The 19,240-nt window shown below is 44.7% G+C and carries 19 protein-coding genes and 1 riboswitch; of the genes, 10 read left to right on the top strand and 9 right to left on the bottom strand.

Annotated elements, in window-relative coordinates:
* The first annotated feature begins 138 nt into the window (after positions 1-138).
* Entirely contained in the window at positions 139-810 is a 672-nt protein-coding gene (rpiA, locus tag ACMXYR_RS15910; RefSeq protein WP_415897153.1) for a ribose-5-phosphate isomerase RpiA, read from the top strand.
* Positions 811-884: 74 nt separating this feature from the next.
* Here rpiA and ACMXYR_RS15905 read toward each other — a convergent pair whose 3' ends face one another.
* Positions 885-1,190, bottom strand: coding sequence for a hypothetical protein (locus ACMXYR_RS15905; protein WP_415902310.1), 306 nt, complete (start codon positions 1,188-1,190; stop codon positions 885-887).
* A gap of 122 nt (positions 1,191-1,312) precedes the next feature.
* On the opposite strand from ACMXYR_RS15905, the gene ACMXYR_RS15900 reads away from it, so the two are divergent.
* Positions 1,313-2,101 carry a metallophosphoesterase gene (locus ACMXYR_RS15900; RefSeq protein WP_415902309.1) on the top strand — a complete coding sequence of 263 codons (789 nt, stop codon included), beginning with the start codon at positions 1,313-1,315 and terminating at the stop codon, positions 2,099-2,101.
* A gap of 366 nt (positions 2,102-2,467) precedes the next feature.
* Here ACMXYR_RS15900 and ACMXYR_RS15895 read toward each other — a convergent pair whose 3' ends face one another.
* The 3 genes from ACMXYR_RS15895 to ACMXYR_RS15885 all read right to left on the bottom strand — a co-directional run bounded on the left by ACMXYR_RS15895 (position 2,468) and on the right by ACMXYR_RS15885 (position 3,606).
* Entirely contained in the window at positions 2,468-2,941 is a 474-nt protein-coding gene (locus ACMXYR_RS15895; protein ID WP_415902308.1) for an MEKHLA domain-containing protein, read from the bottom strand.
* 94 nt (positions 2,942-3,035) lie between these two features.
* Entirely contained in the window at positions 3,036-3,434 is a 399-nt protein-coding gene (locus ACMXYR_RS15890; RefSeq protein WP_415882808.1) for a heavy metal-responsive transcriptional regulator, read from the bottom strand.
* A 49-nt stretch (positions 3,435-3,483) separates the two neighbouring features.
* Positions 3,484-3,606 carry a hypothetical protein gene (locus ACMXYR_RS15885; RefSeq protein ID WP_415882807.1) on the bottom strand — a complete coding sequence of 41 codons (123 nt, stop codon included), beginning with the start codon at positions 3,604-3,606 and terminating at the stop codon, positions 3,484-3,486.
* A gap of 409 nt (positions 3,607-4,015) precedes the next feature.
* Between ACMXYR_RS15885 and ACMXYR_RS15880 the strand changes: the two genes are divergently transcribed.
* From ACMXYR_RS15880 to ACMXYR_RS15865, 4 genes are all read left to right on the top strand, one after another.
* Positions 4,016-6,604: a DUF748 domain-containing protein gene (locus ACMXYR_RS15880; protein WP_415902307.1), complete on the top strand. Its 2,589-nt coding sequence runs from the start codon at positions 4,016-4,018 to the stop codon at positions 6,602-6,604.
* A gap of 79 nt (positions 6,605-6,683) precedes the next feature.
* Positions 6,684-6,758: riboswitch (cyclic di-GMP riboswitch) on the top strand.
* Between the two features lie 34 nt (positions 6,759-6,792).
* Positions 6,793-7,104, top strand: a complete 312-nt coding sequence (locus ACMXYR_RS15875; RefSeq protein WP_415882805.1) for a hypothetical protein — start codon at positions 6,793-6,795, stop codon at positions 7,102-7,104.
* A gap of 127 nt (positions 7,105-7,231) precedes the next feature.
* Positions 7,232-10,669: a response regulator gene (locus ACMXYR_RS15870; RefSeq protein ID WP_415902306.1), complete on the top strand. Its 3,438-nt coding sequence runs from the start codon at positions 7,232-7,234 to the stop codon at positions 10,667-10,669.
* A gap of 10 nt (positions 10,670-10,679) precedes the next feature.
* Positions 10,680-11,621 (top strand): diguanylate cyclase domain-containing protein, encoded by a 942-nt coding sequence (locus ACMXYR_RS15865; protein WP_415882803.1) that lies wholly within the window; start codon positions 10,680-10,682, stop codon positions 11,619-11,621.
* On the opposite strand, the gene ACMXYR_RS15860 is transcribed toward ACMXYR_RS15865, so the two are convergent.
* Both ACMXYR_RS15860 and ACMXYR_RS15855 read right to left on the bottom strand, forming a co-directional pair.
* On the bottom strand, positions 11,600-14,059 hold the full coding sequence (locus ACMXYR_RS15860) for an ABC transporter permease (RefSeq protein ID WP_415902305.1): 2,460 nt from the start codon (positions 14,057-14,059) through the stop codon (positions 11,600-11,602). The genes ACMXYR_RS15865 and ACMXYR_RS15860 overlap by 22 nt on opposite strands.
* Positions 14,056-14,745 (bottom strand): ABC transporter ATP-binding protein, encoded by a 690-nt coding sequence (locus ACMXYR_RS15855; protein WP_415902304.1) that lies wholly within the window; start codon positions 14,743-14,745, stop codon positions 14,056-14,058. Before ACMXYR_RS15855 ends, ACMXYR_RS15860 begins: the two co-directional genes overlap by 4 nt.
* Positions 14,746-14,755: 10 nt before the next feature.
* Here ACMXYR_RS15855 and ACMXYR_RS15850 point away from each other — a divergent pair, with 10 nt between their 5' ends.
* Positions 14,756-15,355, top strand: a complete 600-nt coding sequence (locus ACMXYR_RS15850; RefSeq protein WP_415902303.1) for an arylesterase — start codon at positions 14,756-14,758, stop codon at positions 15,353-15,355.
* Positions 15,356-15,469: 114 nt separating this feature from the next.
* Here ACMXYR_RS15850 and ACMXYR_RS15845 read toward each other — a convergent pair whose 3' ends face one another.
* The gene (locus ACMXYR_RS15845; RefSeq protein WP_415882797.1) at positions 15,470-16,051 is read right to left on the bottom strand and encodes a superoxide dismutase; all 582 of its coding nucleotides are present in this window, start codon (positions 16,049-16,051) and stop codon (positions 15,470-15,472) included.
* Between the two features lie 307 nt (positions 16,052-16,358).
* Here ACMXYR_RS15845 and ACMXYR_RS15840 point away from each other — a divergent pair, with 307 nt between their 5' ends.
* Positions 16,359-16,643, top strand: a complete 285-nt coding sequence (locus ACMXYR_RS15840) for a hypothetical protein (protein ID WP_415886206.1) — start codon at positions 16,359-16,361, stop codon at positions 16,641-16,643.
* Between the two features lie 57 nt (positions 16,644-16,700).
* On the opposite strand, the gene cysQ is transcribed toward ACMXYR_RS15840, so the two are convergent.
* Together cysQ and nudE are read right to left on the bottom strand one after the other, a co-directional pair.
* The gene (gene cysQ / locus ACMXYR_RS15835) at positions 16,701-17,537 is read right to left on the bottom strand and encodes a 3'(2'),5'-bisphosphate nucleotidase CysQ (protein ID WP_415897144.1); all 837 of its coding nucleotides are present in this window, start codon (positions 17,535-17,537) and stop codon (positions 16,701-16,703) included.
* A gap of 49 nt (positions 17,538-17,586) precedes the next feature.
* Positions 17,587-18,132, bottom strand: coding sequence for an ADP compounds hydrolase NudE (gene nudE, locus ACMXYR_RS15830; RefSeq protein ID WP_415902302.1), 546 nt, complete (start codon positions 18,130-18,132; stop codon positions 17,587-17,589).
* 31 nt (positions 18,133-18,163) lie between these two features.
* On the opposite strand from nudE, the gene yrfG reads away from it, so the two are divergent.
* Both yrfG and hslR read left to right on the top strand, forming a co-directional pair.
* On the top strand, positions 18,164-18,820 hold the full coding sequence (gene yrfG / locus ACMXYR_RS15825) for a GMP/IMP nucleotidase (protein ID WP_415902301.1): 657 nt from the start codon (positions 18,164-18,166) through the stop codon (positions 18,818-18,820).
* On the top strand, positions 18,817-19,227 hold the full coding sequence (gene hslR / locus ACMXYR_RS15820) for a ribosome-associated heat shock protein Hsp15 (RefSeq protein WP_415902300.1): 411 nt from the start codon (positions 18,817-18,819) through the stop codon (positions 19,225-19,227). The genes yrfG and hslR overlap by 4 nt, the downstream gene beginning before the upstream one ends.
* The last annotated feature ends 13 nt before the right edge of the window (positions 19,228-19,240 follow it).

Raw genomic sequence — 19,240 nt, 5'->3', positions numbered from 1 at the left:
TAAGCGGGAAATGGTAAAGGGAAACGCCCTGTTACGTCTACAATAGGTCACTAAAGCTGCGTATAATTTAGCGTAATTCTTACATATTTTAGTGAAAACCCCGGTTGTTTTCCGACATGCATAAAACAGGTGCCTAACATGACCCAGGACGAGATGAAAAAAGCAGTTGCTGAAGCTGCTGTGGAGTACATCAAACCTAAACTAAACGAAGACAGTATTGTGGGTGTGGGCACAGGTTCTACTGCCAACTTCTTCATCGATGCCCTAGCTGAAATTAAGCACTTGTTCGAAGGTGCGGTAGCAAGCTCTGAAGCTACAGCTGAGCGTTTAAAAGGTCACGGTATCGAAGTGTACGACATGAACTCCGTTGCTGAGATGGAAGTATATGTTGATGGTGCTGACGAGTTTGATTCTGGCCTGAACCTTGTGAAAGGTGGCGGCGGTGCCCTGACACGCGAAAAGATTGTTGCGGCAGTCGCTAAAGAGTTTGTCTGCATCGTAGATAGCACTAAGAAAGTCGATATTCTTGGCGAATTCCCACTACCTGTAGAAGTGATCCCAATGGCTCGCTCTCAAGTAGCGCGTGAGCTGGTAAAACTGGACGGCATGCCAGAGTGGCGCGAAGGTTTCACGACCGATAATGGTAATGTGATCTTAGACGTTCATGATATGGAGATCATGAACCCTAAACAGCTAGAAACTCAGCTAAACAATATCGTGGGTGTTGTAACTAATGGCTTGTTCGCCAACCGTGGTGCTGATGTTGTATTGATGGGTACGCCTGAAGGTGTAGAGACTATCAAGCTTTAATACAGTCGCTAGTGTCTAGTAGTTAGACGCTGCGCTTGCTAGAAAAAAAACCTGCCTATGGCAGGTTTTTTTGTTTAGGTATCTTTTCGTGTGGAGTGCTGAATATGCTGATAGCGGAAGGATAGAGTTTGACCAAAACGCACGCCTTCAAACTCCCTCGCACAGACGTTCGAAAAACCTGAAACCTCGCCTTTCAGGGTTCCATCTTCATTTAATTCAATATTACGTAGATGTACTTCCTGCCCTTTAAATAACAAAGCGACTTCAATGGCTGTTCGCGCAATACGTTGTTCAGGGCTTTCCGTTTGTGCAGTGTTGGTGTTTGGTGGCGTAGGCCCTACTAAATCAAAGCCTAGGATATCGGCATCGGTGGTATTCATGGTGTTATATCTGGTTTATTTCTCTTGAGCGGCAAAGACTACCATTAACCATGAGATAGATGGAATTAAGCTGAGCGTTATTGGTCACAGGGCAAGAGTGTTCTTTTTATTCAGGTTAGTTTATGAAGCTATTACCCCTCTCAGATATACATCTAGAAATTATTACTGACCGCGAAGAACTACATATTCCTAATACGACTGTAGATATGATCCTGTTTTTAGGCGATATAGGTATGGGAGAGCAGGGGATATGTTGGGCAATTGAGCAATGTGAGCGCTTGAGTATAAAGGGGCTCTATGTGCCAGGGAATCACGAGTATTACGGCCATGACATAAATCAGCTTGATAAGAGGCTACGAACAGTCGCTGCTGGTACTTTGGTGAGTCTGCTCAATTGTGATGAGTTGATCGTGGGCAACTATCGCTTTTTAGGCTGCACTTTATGGACTGATTTTTCCGCTTACGGAGATCCTTCGAGTAACTTAGCGGTAGTGAAATCTCGTATTAAGGATTATCGAAAAATACATATATCGCCGAGCAATGCAGAAAAACGCTTTTTTACCCCCGAGGATGCGTTAGCTGTACATCAAGCACATAAAGCTTGGTTGCTTGGAAAATTGGCGGAACCTTTTCACGGTAAAACGGTACTACTGACTCATCATGGAATATCGAGAGAGTGCCAGCATCCGCAATTTGCCATAGATGAAGTTGCTGGAAGTTATTGGTCTGCACTTGAACCTCTGTTTAAAGGCAAAATGGAGTTGGCTTGTTTTGGACACACTCATGCCAACCTAGATCAACAGTCTAAGGCCGGATTTCGTATGGTTAGTAATCAGATGGGATATCGGCGGCGCTTATCTGATCCGCCTGAATGCTCTGATTTTACATTCCAGAAGGTCATAGAGTTATAAAACGAAGGGCTAAATTATATGTAACCTGAAGGAGGCCTTATCGATGTTTATAGATCTTCAGAGGCTTACCGTTACTCTTGCCTAAGTTCTCTACTACCCATAGCTTTCCACAGTTCTCACATCTAAAGATTGCTGAGTGATTTTCGACATCAGAGGAAGCCAAGCTTAACTTGCCGTCTAGCTCCGGAATCTCGTGAATTGAGTTTACTGTATATGAGCCGTTTAGTTTGTTACAGCAGTTCATAGGCCAAGGATGTTTAGCTGTTTAGAAAAGAGGTGTAATACGCTCCGCTATTACACCCTACATAAACTGTTTCTGTTAGGCGCAACCGTTTTAGCAAGCGCAGCGTCTAACCACTAAGATAGTTACTCCGCCAAAGCCCGGCATTTATACAGAACTGCACCTTGTCCCCAGTAAACACCGTCCTCGTCGATCACGTTCCAAACAATCGCGTCTTCAACCATAAAGCGGTTACCTTTGGCTGAGATACGCACGCCTTGGTAATCATCAATAAAGCCATGATCGGTTACGGCTTTAAGTAAGCGGTTTCGTTCTTCTTGGGTTTGCGGTTCAGCAGTATAGCGTGATGGTAATTTGACTAGCTCTTCCCAGTGGATTTCGAACTGCTCCATACCTTTGGCGTTGGAGTAGTTAAGCAATGGATCTTCATTAGCATTGTGGGAAAGCACTGGGTGAGCCGCGTTATATAGTGCTTGTGCACGTTGATCACTGCTGGTGTCAGATGGAATCAGTGATTTGCCGGTTAGGCGTTCAAAGCTGCTTAAAAGGCGTTCTGCTTGTTCTACGGCGAAGTTGTTCTCGGAACTAGGTTTGTTCATGGTGTTGGGTTCATCTGTGTCGTATAGATCTTATTGAAGAACAATCTTGGGGATTTTTTGCCTTACTCGCAAGTATCCGTTGTGATGCCGATTATTAGTGCTTCAAAAAGTCGATAATTGGGCAGTCCGAGACAGTCCCTTCACCGCAGCAACTATTGGAGAGCTGTTCTAATGAGTGCTCGATCTTTTGTAGTTCACTGATCTTGGTTTTGACTAACGCGATCTTGTGTTCGACTTGCTGTTTGACCAGCGCTGAGCTGGTGGTTGGATCGGTTTGTAATGACAGGAGTTCGCTAATCTCTTGCAGCGAAAAGCCAAGGTCTTTGCAGCGATGGATAAAGTGCAGACGTTGCAGGATTGTTTCGGGGTAGACCCTATAACCGGAAGGAAGGCGGTCGGGTTCTGGGATAAGGCCGCGCTGTTCGTAATAACGAACGGTTTCTACGCTGATGCCGGATTGTTTTGCGACTTGTCCAATTTTGAGCTGTTTCATAGTTCCTGTTTAACACAGCAACCGAAACAGCTCAAACAGGCTGAGGCGATTACAGAGTAACGCGGCTCAGTGCGATGCTAGCAGGCATAGTGATCCACGCCATAGCGATCAAGTTAATGATGATCCAGGAGAAACCTGAAGAATCGCGGAAGTTTTCGTCATGATCTGCCATCGAAGTCACCCTAATGTCAGGCATGCGGATTTCGATCGATCATTGAAGTCACAGCATTTGACTTCACCTGCTGATGAGCCCTTGAGAGCTTCTGGTTCCAGGTTTAGTGCAATCGATTTAAATCGCGCAAAAGTTTATGTGCATAGAACTGTCTTGTCGGAAGCGCTAAGGCTTCAAAAACGTGGGTGATTTTATCAAGAGTGGGACGTTTTTAATAGCCAGAATAAATCGTCCTTAGGGACTGTAATAGCGTCAAGGTATCATTACAAATTGTAGGGACTTTTCGGTCGGTTTCAATTTTTCACCTAACTCATGTTGTTTTTTGAGTTTCTATCCTAAAGATTCGCTTTCTATTCATGAAACTGGATTATGATAGAGAGGTTATTAGCTCGTCTGGCGAAAAGGGACTATGTTGCGTTTTCTTCTGGTTGTTATCATTTTAGTTGCTCTGTTACTGCATAACCTGCCTTTATTGGTGCGAGATCAGGTGGTGCTGTGGTTACTGAACAATGGTGCGGATAAAGCTCAGTTGTCAGCTTTAGAAGTTGAGTGGTTTGAAGGCCGTATTAATATTAAAGGTCTTAAAGCGGAAGCTGCAGAAAAGCCGCCGTTGCAGGTAGATAGCCTTTCAGTTGATCTGGATTATGAGCAGCTTCAGCAAGAACGTATTTTAATCTCCAATCTGAGCCTTTCTGGCATTAATTTAGGTGTTCGTCAAAAAGGGCAGGCGCTTTGGTTAGGCCCAATCGATCTGAACCAATTTAAATCCGAAGAACCAGCGGTTGAAGAAAAGCCAGAAGAGGCCCCTTCAAATTGGAGTTTTGGTTTAGCGCAGTTAAACCTTCAAGCGATCAACTGGCAAGCAGAGTTAGATGGCCAGACGCATAAGCTGCAATTGAAAACTGGGCGTATCGCCGACTTCTACATTTGGGATCAGGATCAGCCGGTTGCTTTGGATCTTGATGGCTCTTTAAACGGTGCGCCAATCGTATTGCAGTCCCAGTCCAAGCCTCTTCCTGAAGAGAAGAGTTCTGAGATCAAAGTTAAGTTAAATAACTTCCCTATCCACAGTGTCACCGCAGTATTTATGCCTGAGCTTCGCGGCCATCTGGATATGGATCTAAATCTAAATGTGCGCACAAACCTGACTAATCAGTTATTACAGGTAAAACAAAAAGGCAGCGTTAAGATACGTGGTTTGAAGTTCCGCCAAGATAATATGGCGCTAAAACAAAACTCACTCGCTTGGAAAGGTGATGTTGATTTGGGCGTTTTAGCGGGCGAACTAAAACAGCTAAAAACTGCAGGCCAAATCAAAGTGGCAGGCTTACAGCTTGATCAAGGCGGGCAAACGGTCAATTTACAGGGGGCCGATTTGGTCTCTGTAGTCGAGATGGAAGGGCTGAAAAAACTGACCCTTAAGGATTTGGTTTTAAAAGCGGAAGGCATTGCGCTTAAACAAGCGGGACAGACTATCAATATCAATGGTGTACTGGCGCGCGGTGCTGTGCAGACTGCTGATATGAAAAAATGGCAGGCTAATATCCCTACCGTTGCTTTGCAAAACTTTGCTCTATCTAAAGGGCAGCAGGAACTGATTAGTCTTGCCAACTTGCGCTTAACTCAGGCACAGCTACGAGACGTTAACGATATCAGTCTAGATAAGCTGGAAACTGAAAAACTGAAAGTTCAGGGTAATGGCGGGGTATTTACCCAGTGGGGAGCAATCACTGCCGATGATATTAAGTTTAAACAGCAAAGCGAACTGAGTATTAACTCTGTGCAGTTGAGTGATAGCAAAACGCGCGTGCTATTGTCATCTAAGCGTCAGCTGACTGATCTGGATTGGTTATTAGCTCAGCTATCTAGCGGTGAGGAAAAGGCTACCCCAACAGCGAAAAAAGCCGAGAAACAAGCAAGCAAGCCAATCAGAGTTAAGCTGAACAAACTGCGTGTCAGTGGCAGCAACTCTATCCAGATTGTTGATGGTGGCGTTAAACCTGCTTTTAAAACGAATCTCACTATTCATAGTCTCGTTTTAAGTAACTTAGATACGGGTTCCAAAGGTAAAACTGCGTTTGATCTAAAGGCTAAAAACAAACTATCTACCATTAATGCTAAGGGCGCTATTGAGCTATTTAGCGGTAATTTTGGCGGTCATTGGGATGCCAAAATTAAAGGCTTAGAACTTCCGCAAGTAAGTCCTTACTCGCTTGAATACACTGGTTATTACTTACAGAGTGGTCAGCTTAGCTTAACCACAAAAGGCACTATTAAAGGTCGTAAACTCAAGGGTGATACTGATATACGTTTGAACAAACTCGATGTTGAAGCTCGAAACAGTGAGCGTAGTGGCGAGTTTGATCAGAAGGTATCGATGCCTCTAGGAACGGCATTGATGATCCTGCAGGATAACGATGACAATATTGATTTAGAGATCCCAATTGATGGCTCTTTGGATGATCCTCAGTTTGGTTATCAGACCGTAATTAATAAGCTAGCGGGTAAAGGTTTGAAGAGTGCAGCCATGGGTTATCTAACCAAAGCACTACAGCCTTTCGGCACGTTGATTTCTATCGGCAAGATGGTGATGGATGCACAAGAGAAAGGCTCGTTCATTACTCTGCAACCGGTCTACTTCGACGTGGCGGGTGCCACGCTTAATTCTGAATCGTCAGCTTATCTGTCGAAATTGACCCAGATGATGCAGGAACGAAAGGGCATGCGGATGAATATCTGTGGCCTTGCTGTTGCTGAAGACCAGCCAGCTATATGGCAACAGATTTTGGCTGATAATGCTAAGCGCAAAAAGCCTCTACCCGAGGAACAACTTCAGGCAGAAGTGACACCAAAGCTGCAGCAGTTAGCGCAAGACCGTAGCGATGTTGTGAAAGCCGCGCTGTCGAAAGATGGTATCGATATTGAGCGCCTGTTTAGCTGCTATCCAAAAGTGGATCTGAAACAAAAACTTAAACCGCAGGTAAGTTTAGGATTATAAAAAGCCAAAGGGATCTTTAGCTTTTGCACAAGCCGCCGACAGCTTAGGGTGAACAGGATCTGTTTTTTCGCGGGATTATCTCTCGAAAAGGCAAAACCCAAGCAATTGGGCGACGCAAAGTTACGGGTCCCTATGGGATGGCCGGACCGCCGACGATAAAAACTCTCGCTTCTGCTGAGGTTGTCGTTATGTTGTTTGCAAAACCACTTTTCGGCTGTGTCGCAGGGATAGCTCTGGCGCTAGCATCTCATTCAGTGAGTGCAACGGAGACCGCGCCAACACAACTTCCACTCTCTTTTCCTTCTTCAATTTTTACTCAATTAGCGGCTTTAGATGAATGGCATTTTGGGTTAAAACCGCCTGTCTTTTGCTTAAGTGGTCATTATTTTAGGGCCGAACGCTCTGCGGATGTAATTGATCAAAACAGGTCAGTTGCGAAGCCAAATCGTAAGAGTCGTTTGTATCTAGCCTTCTTGATGTTGGCTCGAAACAAGAAGTAGCAGTTTTAAAAACTCAATACTGGCTGACAGGCGTGCGTGCTTTTTGTGCGCTATTCCCCCTTTGTCGCAACGAAATGCCGTAGCTGAACTAAACTCATGCAAGGATCTTTTGATTGCGAGGCTCTGGATGAGGCGGCTTAAACAAGCGATATCAGGACGTCTGGGTAAACAGTTTGCGATACAGGTCATTTTATTTAGCTCCTGTTTTACTTTGATCACGACAAGCGTGCAGTTAGCGTTCGACTATCATGCAGATATCAGCCGCATTGAGCAGCAATTTGTTGATATAGAAAGGTCGCATGTCCCTCCTTTATCCCTTGGCTTGTGGTCAATGGATAGCGCTCAGATAGATGTTCATCTTGAAGGTTTACAGCAACTCCCCGATATAGAGCATGTAGTCATTAGTGATGAGCAGGGCGGTGTCTGGGAGTTTGGAGATAAGATCTCTGATAGTTCTCGTGAGCACGTTTACCCTTTAGAGTTTTTGCGGGTTAACCAAGCGGATCCCATTTATCTCGGCTCGTTGGTCGTGACGGCTAGTATCGATAATGTCTATGAAAGACTGATCAACCGAGCCAGCGTTATTCTTATCAGTAATGGTATAAAAACAGCGATAGTTGCAGGCTTTATTATCTTTTTGATGTGGCTTCGAGTAACTCGTCACCTTGGAAAAGTTACTGAGTATGTAACGCATTTGGAATTTAAAGGGGAAAACAAACCACTAGTACTATCTAAAAGGTCTGATCCAAACTCGCCAGATGAATTTGATGTTGTTTCAGACGCAATTAACCGGATGCAACAAAGTCTGACTGAGCAGTTTCATGAGATTAACAAGGCAGAAGTGGAACTGAAATATTTGCTTCGTGAACGTAATCAATTGCTACAGAGTGAGCGGGAATATAAAGGGCAACTGGAGGAAAAAGTTGCGGAAAGGACGAGGGAATTGACAATTAGTGAAGAGGCACTGAAAAAAAGTCATAACTACCTCCGTAATATTTTAGAAACGAGTCCTATTGCCGTAAGTGTTTATAACCCCAAAGAAAAACGTCTTACATACTCCAATCAAACATGTGCGAATATGTTCGGCTATAGCATTGAGTCGTGGTTAGAACACAACCCCAATGATAGTTGGCTGCACTCTGAGGATAGAGAATATTTTGCTCGGGAATACCGTAAACATGGTCGAGTTGGCACGACTGAGGTTGAGTTGGTCCGTAAGGATGATTCGGTATTTTGGGCCTTACTTACTTGGGATCGTATTTTCTTTCAGGATGACAGGCAGATTTTATTCTGGGTAGTGGATATTAGTGGACAGAAGAAAGCTCAGGATTTACTAGAAAGGGCGAAAGCCGAAGCTGAAGCCGCAACACAATCTAAGTCCGAATTCTTAGCGAATATGAGCCACGAAATTCGTACCCCAATGAATGCCGTGGTGGGATTTAGTCACCTTGCTCTGCAGACTGAATTAACCGATCAGCAATATGATTATTTAAAGAAAATCCAAATGGCTGGTCATAATTTATTGCGTGTAATTAATGACATTCTCGACCTGTCTAAGATCGAAGCCGGCAGAATGAGTGTTGAGCAGATAGATTTTTCTTTAGACGATGTCCTCGAGCAGTTGTGTGATTTATTGCGCCTGAAAGCTGAAGAGAAAGGGTTGGAGATTCTACTATTCCATCCTTGGGAACTCCCACGAAATTTAAAAGGTGACCCTTTACGTTTAGGTCAGGTCCTGACCAATTTGGTCGGTAATGCCATTAAATTTACAGAACAGGGAGAGATCTCTATCCAAGTAAATGAGGTTTGTCGTACTGAAAATAAAGTGGTGCTTCGATTTAGTGTTACAGACAGCGGCATTGGCTTATCTGAGGAAGAACAAACACGAATTTTTAAGGCGTTTGGTCAAGCTGATACCTCAACAACTCGGAGATATGGTGGATCTGGGTTGGGATTGGTTATCTGTCAGCAGTTGATAGAACTGATGGGTGGGGAAATGACCCTTAAAAGTGAGAAGGGTAAGGGCTCTTGTTTCAGTTTTACCAGCGAATTTGAGTTGATAGAGGATGAAGCCAAGGTCGCGCATTCCATCGAAAAGCTACAAGGGGTAAGAGTATTGATCGTGGATGATAGCTCGGCGTCACGTGATGTATTGAATTCACTTATATGTAACTTTGGGATGTATGGTTATGCCCTAAGTTCAGGTGAAGAAGCGATAGCCGAGTTACAGAGGGTTAGTGAAAGTGATGAGCCTGATTATGATCTGTTGTTAATCGATTGGCATATGCCAGGTTTAGATGGTTTTACATGTGCGCAGAAAATAAAAGAGATGACAGTCAATTCCCCTTTACCTGCTGTAGTGATGGTTACAGCGCATCATCGAGAAGGAATTTTACATCAGGCTAACGCGGAAGATCTTGATGGTTTTCTACTTAAACCTGTTAGCCCGTCGCTTTTATTGAGTGCAATTGATAAAGCGCTTCATCAGGAAGTATCTTCAGAGCATCGCCATCATAAGCCGGTTCCAAATCAAGAGGATGCTCTTAAAGGGCTTGTGGATTCACGAATTTTACTGGTGGAAGATAACTTAATTAATCAACAGATAGCGACTGAAATGCTTGTGGGATTAGGATTGGATGTAACCATTGCTGAAAATGGTTTAGATGCATTTAATCAGGCAAAAGATGTGCTATTTGATCTGATTTTAATGGATATTCAGATGCCCGTGATGGATGGTTTGGAAGCGACTGAAAAAATCAGAGAGCTGGTGGCTTACCGTGATATTCCTATTATTGCTATGACCGCTAATGCAATGCAGGAGGACATTGAACGTAGTAAAACTGCAGGGATGGATGCGCATATTACTAAGCCAATACAACCAGAGGTATTACTACAGACGTTAACTCATTGGGTAACTCCGTATTTACATCAACCTCAATTGTCAGCATCTGGCCCAGACCCTATGATTGACGGGCTTCATAGTGGGGAAGCACTTTCTAGGTTGAATGGTAATATGGAATTGTATGAAAGGTTATTACTGCAATTTGTCGATGAGCATAATGATACTTTCAGTGAAGTAGCGGAGCTTATCTCCCTTAATGCTTTGGAGAAAGCTGCAGATAAGGCACATACATTTGCCGGGTTAGTTGGGAATCTAGGTAGTACTGAATTATTTCGTTTGTCTCAACAGCTTGAGCGCAGTTTAAGAGCATCTGAACTAACGGAAGTAGAAGGGCTGTTAACCCAGTGTAAACAGCGATCTGATCAGTTAATTATCGCAATTTCTGAATTTTTAAGTTCCGGCCGCAAAGAGGCAACTTCTCCACAACCGTCTATAACTAATAAATGTGGTCTGTCATTTATTGAGTTGTTAGATGTTGTAAATGAGTTGTTGCAAGAGGGTGATAGTCGATCACTTAACTATATTGCTGATTTAAGGGCTGCTAATCCCGGAGGCTTAGAAGAAGAGTTGGCAAAAGTTCAAATGGCGATAGAAGAGTTTGAATTTGAACAAGCCTTAACGGAGGTCGAGCGGTTAAGGAAACGTTTTCTTAGCGAAGTATAAGGAGTCTCTTATGGATAACGTAAAGGGGCATGTACTGGTTGTAGATGATGAAGCAGTTAACTGTAATGTACTTGTTTCCCTGCTGGATGATTATAAAGTTATCGTTGCTAAGAGTGGTGTTAAAGCGATCTCGCGTGCCCGTGAAAACCCTCCAGATATCATTCTCTTAGATGTGGTTATGCCAGAGATGAACGGCTATGAAGTCTGTTCAATCTTGAAAGCCGATGAAACCACATGTCACATCCCGATTATTTTTATCACTGTGAAATCAACTATTGAAGAGGAAACTCAAGGTCTGCAATTAGGTGCAGTGGATTATATATCTAAGCCCTTCAGCCCCGCGATCGTTCAGGCGAGAGTGCATAATCATATTCAACTTAAAAAACAGAGGGATATGTTGGAAGCTCTGAATGTCACAGATAGCTTGACTGGGATAGCTAATAGACGTCATTTTGATCTAGCTCTGAATCAGTATTGGCAAGCTGCTTGTCGCACGTCGAGCCCCGTAGCGTTATTAATGATCGATATTGATCATTTTAAACAATATAACGATCACTATGGGCATCAGTTGGGTGATGAGTGTTTGGCTCTGGTTGCACAAACTCTTGATAGGCAGTGTGATCGGGACTTGGATCAAGCTTGTCGATATGGTGGGGAGGAGTTCGCTGTTATTTTACCGTACACCGATAAATCAGGTGCGGTGAAAGTGGCAGAACGAATTTTAAGGGCTATCCGAGCATTAAAGATTCCGCATAAGGGGTCCGATACTGCTCAGATGGTGACGGTCAGTATTGGGCTATCAGTCAAAGAAGCGGTTCCATCATTGGAGTTGGAGAGCTTAATAGCAAGGGCTGATCAAGCTCTGTATGCTGCTAAAAACGGGGGTAGAAACTGCTGCCACCACTTGGATGCACCTGAGTTAACAGTACATCATCGCGAAGCCAGTGTTTGATAGCTTTGGCTTAAGCTCTGCTGGCGATGGCTAAAGTGCCCAATCAGAATAAATAGACCGCTGCTCAGTATCGGTAATAGACACCAGAGTATCGGATGAAAAACCGGTGATAGATTCAACAATTGCTGGTGGATCGGCCACAAGCTAGCTTCGGAAATGATGACTGCCAGAACACCACTGATCCCGCCAATCAATCCCATCTCTAAACGATCAAGTTGCTTACACTGTTTTTGGCTCGCGCCTAAGGTAAGCAGAAGTGCGTTTTCATGACGACGTTGTTCAAGCTCTTGGGTCAGCGTTACATAGAGTAAAACTAAGCCTGATGCTGTCGTCAGCAACATCAGTAAACTTGAGAGTAGGGATAGCTTACTCAGTAATGTTTGCAACTGCGACAGAATCTGCCGAACATCGATCAGTGTTAGAGTCGGGAACTGTTGTAGCAGAGAGCGGCTAACCTCTGCACTTTTATCACCTAGATAAAAACTGGTTAGGTAGCTAGGCGAGTACGGCTCCAAAATGTCGGGGCTGAAGATATAGTAAAAGTTGGGTTGGAAAGAGTCCCATCTGACAGAACGAATGCTGGTGATCTCGGCGCTGGCTTCGCGGCCTGCAATGTCAAAGGTGACAGTATCGCCGAGTGTTAAGCCCAGTTCAGATGCGAGCTTTTGTTCAATAGAGACGCTTTGAGAACTGTTCCACAGTCCTGATATCAGCTTGTTATGAGCTGGGAATTGTTTCGTGGCTGTAAGGTTCAGCTCACGTTTTAGCGAAGGCTGCTCTAACTGTTCAGGCGTCAGTGCCTCTGCTAAAGGTTGTCCATTAACCTTGCTTAAGCGGCCACGATAGATCGGCCAGAGCTGATTATCGATCTGCTGTGCTGTTAACAAGGTTTCAACTTCCGGTTTCTCCCAATCTTGAATGTTGATGAGGAAGTGGTCCGGCGTGTTTTCGGGTAACTGTTCTTGCCAGCGGCTAAGCAGATCATTTAGTGCAACTAAGTTAATACTCAACAATGCAAATAGCAGGCAGATCACTGGAATTTGGATTCGATACCAGCGCTGTTGTTGCTGCATGCGGCTGACCAACATCTGTCCTAGCGGATGATGCTTAGATAACCTCTGCGAACTCCACTGCGCGATAAAAGCACCGAGCCAGCCCAGAAGGCTGCCTAAGATAAGCAAACTAAGAGTAAGGCTGAGCGTGAGCCATAGGCTATTTAAGTAGCTGCTGGTGAATAGCAGCAAGACAATGAACGCGCAAAGGTAAGGTAGCTTGCCACCCCATTTCAGAGGCGAAGGCTGGTTTTGGAATAGCTGTGTAGGTGTACTTTTCTGTAGCAACAGAAGGTTAGGCAACCCAAGGGTGACAATAATGGCAATGCCTAACGCAGGTCCTGTGAGGTAGGTTGTGAAAGCGGCCGTAGGTACTGGTTGAGGCAACAGTTCGTTTAGAAGTTGTAGGCCAGAGGCTTCCAATATAACTGCCAGAACAATACCTACAAGGCTACATAGGAGCCATGCGTACCCTAGTTGGGCAAGGTACATTAGTAACAACTGGCGATTACTGACCCCTAAGCTTTTTAGCAAGGCTGCACGTTTGCTTTGGCTCTGTGTAAAACGGCGTAAACTTAGGAAAATAGTCATGGCTGCAATCAACAAAGCAAATAGCGCACCTAAGCGCAGATAAGACGAGGCTTTCATTAACGCGCTGTTTTGTTGGCCCTCTTCGCTTTTTAGTGAAGTGATCTGCTCGCCGGTTTGTTTATTTTTTTGTAGATAGGTTTCTAGTTGCGCGATTTGCTGGGTGTCGCCACTAAACAGCTGACGATAATGCACGCGTGAACCGGGGCCCAAAAGCTCGGTACTTTGTAGGTCCGACTGGTTGATAATGATTTGCGGATTAAAGCTGATAAAGCCGCGCCCACGATCGGGTGACGCAATTACAGTGCGAGTTAAAACAAACTCTTTTGAACCTAAGGTCAGTTTATCGCCGGACTCGAGTTTTAAACGTTCAAATACGCCTTGCTCAGCCCAAGCTTCTCCCAGCTTGGGTAATTCTGTTTGTGTTGGCTGATCTAATGTTATTTGTCCGCGGGGGTAGGGAGCATTCAACGCTCTTACACTGACAAGAACAAAGTTATCACCTTGGTTCGCCATGCTGGCGATCTGTGTGACCGAGGTGTGCTCCAGAGCCATCTCTTCAGCCATCGAAAGCGTTTTATCAGATAGCGGGCGGCTGTTACTCAATACTAAGTCGGCACCTAAAAGCGCACTTCCTTGTCTTTCGAGCGTTTGTTCAATCCGCTCACCTAATACTGCCATCAGGCTAGCAATAGTAATTGCCAGTAAGAGAGCCAGTAGTAGTGATCGCCACTCACTTAGCTTGATATTACTCAGGCTATGTTGCCCAGCTATTTTAAGCAGCGTGGTAAGGTTCATGCTGATAACTCTTGCAGTTCGCTATTATGCAAACGCAATGCTCGACTGCAGCGTTCGGCTAAAGATGAGTCATGGGTAATCAGAATCAGCGTCGTGCCTTGCGCTTTGTTTAGATCAAAAAGCTGCTGGATGATCTGTTCACCGGTGTGTTCATCTAAATTGCCTGTAGGCTCATCAGCAAACAGTAGGGTGGGGTTGGTGGCAAAACTGCGGGCGATCGCAACCCTTTGTTGTTCACCACCGGAAAGCTCAGCGGGCTTATGATTAAGTCGTTCACTCAGGCCTACTTTGCTTAGCCAAATCTCAGCTTCTTCTGCGGCTTCTTTATGGTTGCGAATCTGCAGAGGTAGCATGACATTTTGCTGGGCGGTTAGGTCTGGTAGTAGGTGAAACGATTGAAATACGAAGCTGATATGTTGGTTACGAAAATCTGCCCGTTGTTGATCGTTCAGAGTATTAAGATCGGTATTATTTAGTAAAACATGGCCAGAACTGGGATGGTCTAATCCGGCTAATAACGATAGTAGGGTCGATTTACCTGTGCCTGACGGGCCAACAATAGCAACGCTTTCTCCCCGCTTGATCTCTAGATTGATATCACTGAATAGATCGACGGCCCCTGCTTGAGTCTGAAACTGTTTTGCGAGATGCTGAGCACTAACGACTGTGTCTGTATCAATTGCCATAGGTTCTTCCGTGCGTAAAACGATTGCCTTTCTATTATTCGTATTTCTGACCGTTCCGGTTCAAGCGCGTTCCCTAATTGTTTTAGGGGATAGCCTATCTGCTGCCTATCAGATGGATCTTGAACAAGGTTGGGTGCACTTGTTACAGCAGCGTTTAGACCAACAAGGCTATGCGCTTGAAGTGATTAATGCCAGCGTTAGTGGTGATACAACGCAAAATGGCATTGCTCGATTGAATTTGCTGCTGAAACAGACTGAACCAGAGATTGTGGTTATAGAATTAGGCGGGAATGACGGTTTGCGTGGCACGCCGCCGGTTGCGATCCAAAGAAATTTAGGGCGTTTGATCGATATGGCTGAAGGTAATGGAGCTAAGGTTTTGTTGCTTGGTATGCAGCTCCCTCCCAACTACGGTAAAGCCTACACCCAGCGTTTTAGCGAAATCTATCCGACAGTGGCTGATAACAAAGAAGTGGCTTTAGTGCCTTTCTTTATGGAACAAGTTGCCCTGTTTCCTGAGCGTATGCAGGATGATGGGATTCATCCTAGTGCAGCAGGTCAGCCTTATCTGTTAGATACAATGTGGCCTTATTTAGAGCCTTTATTGTAGTAATCTGAGCGTAGCTATCTTCCGTAACGCTTGTTTTAGCCTCTCACAATAAACTCTAGGCACAAAAAAGGCCGATACGTTTCCGTATCAGCCTTTTCAGAAAATTACGATAACTTATGCAAAGTTAGCGTTTACGAATTCCCAGTTAACTAGCGCCCAGAAACCTTTTAGGTAATCAGGACGAACGTTACGGTAATCGATGTAGTAAGCGTGTTCCCATAGGTCAACAGTTAGCAGAGGAGTCTGGCCTTCAGTAAGAGGGCAGCCAGCGTTGCTAGTGTTAACGATATCGATAGAACCGTCAGCGTTTTTAACCAACCAAGTCCAGCTAGAACCGAAGTTGTTAACTGCTTTGTCGTTTAGAGCTTCTTGGAATGCTGCGAAAGAACCCCATTTAGCGTTGATTGCATCAGCAATCGCGCCAGTTGGCTCACCACCACCGTTTGGAGATAGGCAGTTCCAGTAGAACGTGTGGTTCCAGATCTGAGCAGCGTTGTTGAATACGCCGCCAGCAGGAGCAGAAGTGATGATCTCTTCTAGAGTTTTACCTTCGTACTCGGTACCAGGAACTAGGCCATTTAGCTTAACAACGTATGTGTTGTGGTGTTTGCCGTGGTGGAAGTCTAGCGTTTCAGCAGAGATGTGTGGTTCCAGAGCGTCCTTTGCATAAGGTAGCGGCGGAAGTTCAAAGCTCATAAGTGTCACCTTATTCGTGTGTCGTAAAGACTTATTGTCAGAGATTACCTGCGTATCCGTATGCTCACACGATTGGCAGGTAATTATTAATTATCCAAAGCACGGAAATAATAGCACCCAAGAGTGATTATTTCATGGTACAAAAAGTGTGCTTATTTGATGTTCTTTTGTTACGAACTACCTACCTATATTGGTTCATAATTCATTTTTTAAAGGGCTGCGACTAAAGTTTGCTGAAACTGTCATGTTTTAACCCTAGAATGACAGGCCTGTATTTTTATAACTATAAAAAAGTGACTGTTAGAAGATGTATAAAGTTTTAATTTGGATCTCTGTGGTATCTCTGGCAATTCTGGTCGTTAAAACTCAGTTTTTAGCGTCTGATACGTTTGTGCCGTTTAAAGAGGACTGCATGAAGTTAGCGGGTGCTACAGAGGAGCGTTGTGACTGCTTCTCTAAATATGTACATAAGCACTTTAGCGATAATGAAGTAAAACTGATCCGTGCTAACCAACTGAGCAACCCTGACTTTAAATTTAAAGTGGAAGAAGTTCTGGCGCGCGCTAATCAGTCTTGTGCGGCTGAAAAATAAGTCCTATCTACTCAACTAGCTGGGATAGTTAAACTCTATCCCAGCTACTTTTGACCTCTATCCGTTTTGAGAGCTACTCGCTAGATGGTTTCTTAACACTTCTAACGGGAATTGCGGATCACCGCAGGCAAAGAAATACGGATTCTCTAAAGACTCGCGTAAGTTATAGGTGAGGCCCTCGAGCGTTTCGGCGTTGACTAAGCGCCCACCGGCTGCTTCTAGAATAGCTTGGGCTGCTGCCGTATCCCATTCACTGGTGGGATAAAGGCGTGGGTAAAAATCGGCTATACCTTCAGCGATTAGACACATCTTTAGGGAGCTCCCCATCCCTCGATGGCTAATCTGTGAAAACTGTTTGGCTATCGGCAACATCAGGTTTTCGTTGGCTTCTTGGCCATGCCTACGGCTGGATGCGACGATTAGGTCTTTGCCCAGAGGTCTGCTTCTGATTTGCGCTGGAGCTTGCCCATCTTCCTGTTTCCATGCGCCAATCTCGTTGCCTCCCCAATAGGCGACACCGCTAACGGGGACATAGATAATGCCGAAGATAGGGCGGTTGTTTTCGATCAGAGCAATATTGATGGTGAATTCATCGTTGCGGTTAATAAACTCTTTGGTTCCGTCCAACGGATCGATACACCAAAATTGCTGCCAAACTTTGCGCTGTTGATAGGTTAATTCAGTGTCTTCTTCGCTCAGTTGCGGAATCTCGGGAGTTAGATCGCTGAGACCTGCCCGAATCACCTGATGTGCAGCGAGATCAGCTGCCGTAACTGGTGAGTGGTCTTCTTTAGCCGCAATCGAAAAATCATCGCGCTGATAAACTTTTAAGATCTCAGCGCTGGCTTGCTGACAAATACAGAGTAATGCTGAAGCTAAGTCGTGTTGGTTCATTATCTTACGGCCTTTTTGTTATTGGGTGTTGGCTGTATGAATGATGGTTCTACTTACGATTGAGGAAATCTCTGGCCATATAGAGCGCGGCAATGGCTCTACCTTCGGTAAAGTCCTCGCTGGCTACCAGTTGCTCTATTTCGGCTAGCGGCCAACTGACGACTTCCATCTCCTCTGGCTCATCGCCTTGTAAACGACAAGGATAGAGGTCTCTGGCGACGACCGCTGTAATTCTATGCCCCATATAGTTGGGTGCTGATGTCATTACTTTTAGCGTATCTAACTGGTTGCTACCAAATCCTGCTTCCTCTTTAAGCTCTCGGTCTGCAGCGATATGAGCGTCTTCACCGGGATCAATCAGGCCTTTAGGTAGCGTCAGTGTGTAATCCTCAATACCTGCAGCGTACTCTTTGATCAGCAGTACTTCATTGTCTTCGGTCACAGGAATGATCATGACTGCACCGTTACCTCGATTGGCTAAGCGCTCATAAGTGCGTTCGGCACCATTAGAAAAGCGAAGTTCAACCTGCTCGACTTTAAATAAGCGTGTTTGTGCGGCAGTTGTAACCTTCAAAATCTCGGGTTTAACCGGCATACTGAGGTTTCCTCTTTACTTGGCCTGAAAAATGTTTGATTGGCAGAATATAGATACCGTCTTTCTGGATATGGACGGCACCCTTCTTGATCTACACTTTGATACCTATTTTTGGCTAGAACATCTACCCCTGCGATATGCGCAGATCCACAAAATGGATCAAGATGAAGCACGCAGCTGGTTGCATGAGCGTATCATAGAGCAGCAAGGAACTCTTAATTGGTATTGTTTGGATTATTGGACGCGAGAGCTGAATGTACCCATTACCGAGCTCAAATATGAGATTGCCGACAAAATTGCTTTTCGACCTCATGTGCAGGACTTTCTTGCTACCTTAAAAGCGCAGGGGATTCGCACGGTTATTGTGACGAATGCGCATTGGGGAAGCCTGTCTCTTAAAATCGAAAAAACCGCTATCAACGATCTTGTGGATGGTGTTATCTGCTCTCATGATTTTGGGTTACCCAAAGAAGATCTCACTTTTTGGGACCGATTGCAGCAAGTAGAACCTTTTGATAAGTCCCGTACCTTGCTGGTGGATGATAGCTTTGCTGTACTTAACAGTGCTCGGAAATATGGTATTAAGTATTTATTGTCGATCTACCAACCTGACAGCCAGCAACCTAAAAGAGAAATAGATGACTATAGTGCTATAGAGCATTTTGATGAGATTACCCCCAAGAAATGACAGATATAGAAGTAAAAGTTCGTCTTGATAAATGGCTTTGGGCCGCTCGTTTTTATAAAACTCGAGCTGTTGCAAAACAGATGATCGATGGCGGCAAGGTGCACTATAACGGTCACCGTACCAAATGCAGTCGACACGTTGAGATCGGCGCTGTCCTAGAAATTCGTCAGGGTTTCGATGAGAAAGAGATCGTAGTGGTTGAGCTCTCGGATAAGCGTCGCGGTGCGCCTGAAGCGCAAAAACTCTACAAAGAAACTGAAGCCAGTATTAAAAAACGTGAAGAGCATGCAGCTCAGCGCAAGGCGATGGGCAGTAGTTTGAATCCGCGCAATCGACCGAATAAGAAAGAACGCCGTCAGATAAGATCATTTAAAGATGGTGAACGCGGGATTTTTGATAAAGGTTAACTACTAACCGCAT

Source organism: Neptuniibacter sp. QD29_5 (genome assembly GCF_047778125.1).
Lineage (GTDB): Bacteria > Pseudomonadota > Gammaproteobacteria > Pseudomonadales > Balneatricaceae > Neptuniibacter.
This window is presented reverse-complemented; position numbering and strand designations above follow the sequence as displayed.